General features: G+C 65.8%; 5 protein-coding genes. 1 reads left to right on the forward strand and 4 read right to left on the reverse strand.

The annotated features are described in order from the left end of the window. A partial coding sequence (locus tag K675_RS0120950; RefSeq protein ID WP_017905433.1) for an amidase occupies positions 1-1,032 on the forward strand: 1,032 nt, incomplete at its 5' end. A 70-nt stretch (positions 1,033-1,102) separates the two neighbouring features. Here K675_RS0120950 and K675_RS0120955 read toward each other — a convergent pair. From K675_RS0120955 to K675_RS0120970, 4 genes are all read right to left on the reverse strand, one after another. Then, positions 1,103-2,629: an APC family permease gene (locus K675_RS0120955; RefSeq protein ID WP_017905434.1), complete on the reverse strand. Its 1,527-nt coding sequence runs from the start codon at positions 2,627-2,629 to the stop codon at positions 1,103-1,105. Between the two features lie 58 nt (positions 2,630-2,687). Next, positions 2,688-3,443 carry a gamma-glutamyl-gamma-aminobutyrate hydrolase family protein gene (locus K675_RS0120960; protein ID WP_017905435.1) on the reverse strand — a complete coding sequence of 252 codons (756 nt, stop codon included), beginning with the start codon at positions 3,441-3,443 and terminating at the stop codon, positions 2,688-2,690. Between the two features lie 48 nt (positions 3,444-3,491). Further along, positions 3,492-4,769, reverse strand: coding sequence for an NAD(P)/FAD-dependent oxidoreductase (locus K675_RS0120965; protein WP_017905436.1), 1,278 nt, complete (start codon positions 4,767-4,769; stop codon positions 3,492-3,494). A 33-nt stretch (positions 4,770-4,802) separates the two neighbouring features. After that, on the reverse strand, positions 4,803-5,431 hold a 629-nt coding region (locus K675_RS0120970; protein WP_017905437.1), incomplete at its 5' end, for an aldehyde dehydrogenase family protein.

Here is a 5,431-nt window from a genome sequence, read left to right on the forward strand (position 1 = left end):
ACCATGGCCGACCTGCTGGAAGTGCTCGACGTGGTGGTCGCCGACGATCCGGACAAGTCCGGCGACCTGTGGCGCCTGCAACCGTGGGTGCCGATCCCGACTGCCTCGAGCGTACGTCCGACGTCCTACCTGACGCTCGCCGCCGATGCCGGCCTGCTGGCCGGCAAGCGCCTCGGTGTACCGAAGATGTTCATCAACCAGGACCCCGATGCGGGTACCAGCGAGAAGCCGGGCATCGGCGGCCCGACCGGCCAACGCATCCACACCCGCCCCTCCGTCATCAAACTGTGGGAAGCGGCGCGCCAGTCCCTGGAAACGGCGGGTGCCACGGTGGTGGAAGTCGACTTTCCCCTGGTCTCCAATTGCGAAGGCGATCGTCCCGGCGCGCCGACGGTGTTCAACCGCGGCCTGGTCTCGAAAGCATTTCTGCATGAAGAACTGTGGGAGCTGTCGGCCTGGGGTTTCGACAATTTCCTGCGCGACAACGGCGACCCGACGCTGAACCGCCTGGCCGATGTCGATGGCCCGAGCATCTTTCCCCACGACCCCGGCACCCTGCCCAACCGCGAGGACGACCTCGCCGCCGGCATGGCGGAATACGTGCGCATGGCGCAACAGGGCATCAAGCCCTGGAATGAGCTGCCGTCGTTGCCGGATGGCCTGCGCGGCCTGGAACGGACCCGCAAGCTCGATCTGGAAGACTGGATGGACGACCTGCAACTCGACGCCGTGCTGTTCCCGACGGTCGCCGACGTCGGCCCGGCCGATGCCGATGTGAACCCGGTGTCCGCCGACATCGCCTGGAGCAATGGGATCTGGGTGGCCAATGGCAACCTGACGATTCGGCACCTCGGTGTACCGACCGTGACCGTGCCCATGGGCCTGATGGAGGATATCGGCATGCCGGTCGGCCTGACCTTCGCCGGTCGCGCCTATGATGACAACCGATTGTTGCAACTGGCCTCGGCCTACGAGTCGACCGGTTCGAAGCGGGTCATCCCGCCTCGCACACCGCCGCTGAAAAGCAACTGATCCCGCCGAACTTGGCGGCAGGCTCATCGGTTGACGATGAAGCCTGCCGCCAAGTCCCTCTCCCCTCTTCTCAGTCCTTCGTCACCACCGACAAGGTGCTCCCCAGGAAAAACGCCGGGGTGCGCCAGCGGGCGAACAGCATCAACACCAGGCCCAAGGCCAGGATGGTCATGGCGATGATGAACACCAGCCCCACCCCGGCGATATGCGAACCGCTGCCGAACTCGGGCGAGATGCTGTCGAAGGCCGTCTGCCAGAAGATCACCGAGAGCATCGACGCCCCCACCAGTGGGCACAGGCCGCGCATGAGAAAATGCCGCAGGCTGAAGAACAGGCTATGGCGGAAGTACCAGACGCAGGCAAACGCCGTCAGCGAGTAGTAGAAGCAGATCATCATGCCCAGCGCGGTGATGGTGTCCGCCAGCACGTTGTCGCTCAGGGTGCGCATGGTCACGTAGAACGTACCGGTGGCGATGCCTGCGGCAATCGTGGCGTAGCGCGGGGTACGCGAGCGCGGGCAGATGCTGGCGAAGCGTTGCGAGACCGCGCCGTAGTACCCCATGGCCAACAGGGTGCGCGCCGGCGAGATGAAGGTCGATTGCAACGATGCCGCCGTGCTCGCCAGCACCGCCACGGACATCAGGATCGCCAGCGGCCCCATCACCGGGCCGGCCAGGTGGGCGAAGACGTTTTCCTGGATCTGCGGATTGCCCAGCCCCCAGCCGGTCTCGCCGATACCGGCGAACTGCAGGGTCGCGGCGGCGGTGAACAGGTACAACGCGAGGATCACCAGCACCGTGACGGTGGCCGCGCGTCCCGGGACCTTCTCGCTGCCGACCGACTCCTCGCTGACGGTCAGGCACAGGTCCCAGCCCCAGAAGATGAAGATCGACAACGACAGCCCCGCGGCGAAGGCCGAGAACGACTCGATGTTGAAGGGGTTGAACCATTCGGCGTGAAACACCACCGGTGCCGAAGGCGGTGCGGCCTGGAACGCTGCGATGGAAAAGCCGATCAGCACCAGCAACTGCAGGGCGACCAGCGCATATTGCACGCGCATGGTCATGCCGATGCCGCGACAGCTGATCCACACCGCAATGGAGATGAAGACGCAGCAGGTGACGATGTTGACCAGCAGATTTTCCCGCAACTGCGCCAGCTCCGGGATACCGGTGAGCTGGGCCAGGAACAGATAGAAGAAGTCCACGGCCACCCCGGCCAGGTTGGACAGCACGATGGTGGTGGCCGTGACCAGCCCCCAGCCACCGATCCAGCCGATCATCGGGCCGAACGCCCGCGCCGACCAGGTGAACGAAGTGCCGCTGTCCGGCTCGGCCGCATTCAATTCGCGATAGCCCAGCGCGACCAGCAGCATCGGCAGGAAGCCGACGATGAACACCGCGGGTAGGTACACCCCCACTTCGCGCACGGTGGGCCCCAGTGCGCCGGTCAGGGTGTAGACCGGCGCGATGGTCGATATGCCCAGTACCACACAGGCCAACAGCCCGACCTTGCCCTGGGCCAGGCCCTTGGCGTTCACGGCGTCGTCCGTGCCTGTTGTCTCGTGGCCCCGGGCGGCCTCGATGTATTCACTCATAAGCCTTTGCCACCTTTTGGAATTATTTTCAGTGTCGCTGGATCGGGTCCGAGCGGATTCAGCGCGTTCCGCGGGCCTCGGCATGACGTTGACAGGCCTGCCGAAACGCCTGGAACAGCGTGCGCGACTCGGGGTTTTCGTCCAGCCGCCACTCCGGGTGCCACTGCACGCCGACAACAAAGCCCACCGAATCGCGAACCGAGACGGCTTCGACCAGACCGTCCGGGGCCAAGGCTTCTACCCGCAAGGCGGGCGCCAGGCGGTCGATACCCTGGCTGTGCAACGAGTTGACGCAAAACTCGGCGGGCAGGCCGAGTTGCTCGAACACGCCGCCGGACTGCACGTGGACCGCATGTCGCGGCGCGTAGTGTTCGGCCAGCGTTTCCCCTTGCGGTTCGCGGTGGTCGAGGAAACCGGGCAGCTCCTGCACGCGCTGGTGCAGCGAACCGCCCAGGCTGACGTTGAGTTCCTGGAAGCCGCGGCAGATGCAGAACACCGGGATGCCCTGGTCGATGGCCAGGCGCAGCAGCGGCAAGGTATTGGCGTCGCGGGCCGCATCGTGGGCAGTGCCCTCCAGGCTCGGCTCACCCTGGTAGAGGGACGGGTGGACGTTGGAAGGCGAGCCGGTGAACAACAGGCCATCGAGGTGTTCCAGCAGCCCCTGCGGATCGCTGGGAAGGCTGCGCGCCGGCAGCAGTACCGGCAGCCCGGCGTGGGCCGCGGCTTCGACATACTTGTCGCCGACAGTATGGGAGTCGTATTTACCCAGCACTTGTCGGCAGGCGGTGACACCGATCAGGGGCACGCGGGACATGGTCATTCTCCAGAAAAAAGCCGTCGGCGCAGGGCCGACGGCAGAGACTCAGATACCCAGGCGATCACGCAACTGGTAATAGGCGGCCCCCATGGCCGTGAACGGCACGCGCAACAGACGTCCACCGGGGAATGGGTAGTGGGTCAGGCCCGCCAGGGCGTCGAAACGCTCGGCCTGGTTGCGCAGGGCCTCGGCCAGCACCTTGCCGGCCAGGTGCGTGTAGGTCACGCCGTGGCCGCTGCAGCCCTGGGAGTAGTAGATGTTGTCGCCCAGGCGACCGACCTGCGGCAGGCGCGACAGGGTCAGCAGGAAGTTGCCGGTCCAGGTGAAGTCGATCTTCACGTGCTTGAGCTGCGGGAAGGTCTTGAGCATCTTCGGCCGGATGATCGCTTCGATATCCGCCGGATCGCGTGCGCCATAGACCACGCCACCGCCATAGATCAGCCGGCGGTCGGCGGTGAGGCGGAAGTAGTCGAGCAGGTAGTTGCAGTCCTCGACGCAATAGTCCTGGGGCAGCAGGCTGCGCGCCAGATCCTCCGACAACGGCTCGGTGGCGAGCACCTGGGTACCGCACGGCATGGACTTGGCGGCCAGTTCCGGCACCAGCCCGCCGAGGTAGGCGTTGCCGGCCACCACGACGAACTTGGCCCGGACCTGGCCCTTGGGTGTGTGTACCACCGGGTGCTCGCCCCGCTCGATGCGGGTCGCCGGGCTCTGTTCATGGATGACGCCACCCAGCGAGGCGACGGCGGCCGCCTCGCCCAGGGCCAGGTTGAGCGGATGAATGTGACCGCCGCTCATGTCGAGCATGCCGCCGACATAACGGTCGGTGCCGACCACTTCGCGGATCCGTCGCTCGTCCATCAGTTCGAGCTGGGTGTGCCCATAACGCTCCCAGAGTTTTTTCTGCGATTCCAGGTGCGCCAGTTGCTTGGGGGTGATGGCGGCGAACACGCCGCCGTCCTTGAGGTCGCAGTCAATGCCGTAGCGCGCGACGCGCTCGCGGATGATCCGCCCACCCTCGAAGGCCATTTCGCCGAGCAGTTGTGCCTGGCGGGCGCCGGTCTGGCGCTCGATGACATCGATGTCGCGGCTGTAGCTGTTGACGATCTGCCCGCCATTGCGCCCCGAGGCGCCGAAGCCGACCCGGGCCGCCTCCAGCACCGTGACGCGCAAACCGTGCTCCAGCAGGAACAGCGCGGTGGACAGCCCGGTGTAGCCCGCGCCGATGATGCAGACATCGGTCTCCACCGACTCGGTGAGGGCTGGATAGTCGGTGTTCAGGTTACGCGACGCCGCGTAGAAACTTGCAACGTGATTGTTCATGGAAAGACTCCTCGAACGTGAAGGCGACGCTCCTCAGAGCTTGATCCAGGTCGCCTTCAGCTCCGTGTACTTGTCGAAGGCATGCAGCGACTTGTCGCGGCCATTGCCGGATTGTTTGAAACCGCCAAACGGCGCGGTCATGTCGCCACCGTCGTACTGGTTGACCCACACACTGCCCGCGCGCAACGCCCGCGCCAGGCGATGGGCCCGCGACAGGTCGCTGGTCCACAGGGCGGCGGCCAGGCCATAGGGCGTGTCATTGGCAATGCGCACGGCTTCGGCCTCGTCGTCGAAGTCGATGACCGAGAGCACCGGGCCGAAAATCTCTTCCCGGGCGATGCGCATGGCGTTGTCCACGCCGTCGAAGATCGTCGGCTCGACGTAGCTGCCACCGGTGTCCTTCAGTGCACGGCGACCGCCACTGACCAGTTGCGCACCCTCCTCCCGGCCGGACTCGATGAAGCCCAGTACCGTCTGCAGGTGGCCGTCGTCGACCAGGGCGCCGACGCGGGTGTCCGGGTCCAGGGCATGGCCGGGTTTCCACTGTTGCAGCGCCTCGATCACCAGGGGCAGGAAACGCGCCTTGATCGAGCGCTCGACCAGCAGGCGCGAGCCGGCGATGCACACCTCGCCCTGGTTAAAGGCGATGGCCGCCGCTGCCG

It is taken from the genome of Pseudomonas fuscovaginae SE-1 (assembly GCF_000364705.1).
Lineage (GTDB): Bacteria > Pseudomonadota > Gammaproteobacteria > Pseudomonadales > Pseudomonadaceae > Aquipseudomonas > Aquipseudomonas fuscovaginae_A.

Bases quoted from the DNA above. Each gene is read 5' to 3' on its own strand.
- K675_RS0120960 (WP_017905435.1), bottom strand. From the start codon at position 3,443: ATGTCCCGCGTGCCCCTGATCGGTGTCACCGCCTGCCGACAAGTGCTG.
- K675_RS0120955 (WP_017905434.1), bottom strand. From the start codon at position 2,629: ATGAGTGAATACATCGAGGCCGCCCGGGGCCACGAGACAACAGGCACG.
- K675_RS0120965 (WP_017905436.1), bottom strand. From the start codon at position 4,769: ATGAACAATCACGTTGCAAGTTTCTACGCGGCGTCGCGTAACCTGAAC.